The sequence below is a fragment of the Promicromonospora kroppenstedtii DSM 19349 genome, from assembly GCF_000515355.1.
GTDB classification, from domain to species: domain Bacteria; phylum Actinomycetota; class Actinomycetes; order Actinomycetales; family Cellulomonadaceae; genus Promicromonospora; species Promicromonospora kroppenstedtii.
The window spans coordinates 23,415-23,903 of sequence record NZ_KI911577.1; the positions used below are offsets into that span (position 1 = coordinate 23,415).

General features: G+C 66.1%; 1 protein-coding gene. It reads right to left on the reverse strand.

The window, feature by feature from the left end:
- Positions 1 to 194: 194 nt before the first annotated feature.
- A complete protein-coding gene (locus tag PROKR_RS37770; protein WP_281171662.1) occupies positions 195 to 329 on the reverse strand; it encodes a hypothetical protein in 135 nt (44 codons plus the stop codon).
- Between the last annotated feature and the right edge of the window lie 160 nt (positions 330 to 489).

Sequence of the window (489 nt, forward strand, 5' to 3'; positions counted from 1 at the left end):
GTAGGTCTCGCCGTTGTGGTCGAAGGAGAACAGGTCGGCGGTCTTGGTGGTGTCGCTCATGGCTGCTAGGCCCTTTCGTTCGTGGTGGTGCTAGGCCCAGGGGTGGAGCAAAAGAAGAGCCCCTCCCGGAGCGGGCCTAGCGGGGGCTCCGGGGAGGGGTAGCTAGAGGCGCGCAAGGGGCCTTGCGCGACAGGTCAGGCGGTCGGCTTGCCGTCGTCGATGTACTTCACGGCGTTGGCGTTGAGGTCCGTGTCACGGAACGCCTCGATGGTCACCGTGTAGCCGATGAGCTCGCCGTCGTTGTAGGTCGCCTCGCCGACCTCGTTCACCTGGCCGTCCGGGACTGGATGCGGATCTTCGCGTCGCCGTCTTCATCTCGAAGACGAACGACTTGTGCGGGAGCACGTCGGCGTTGATCTTCACGGTCCGGAGGGTGCCGGCGGACGTGGTCGCGGCGGTCACGGTGACGTTGTCGTCGCCGTAGACGGC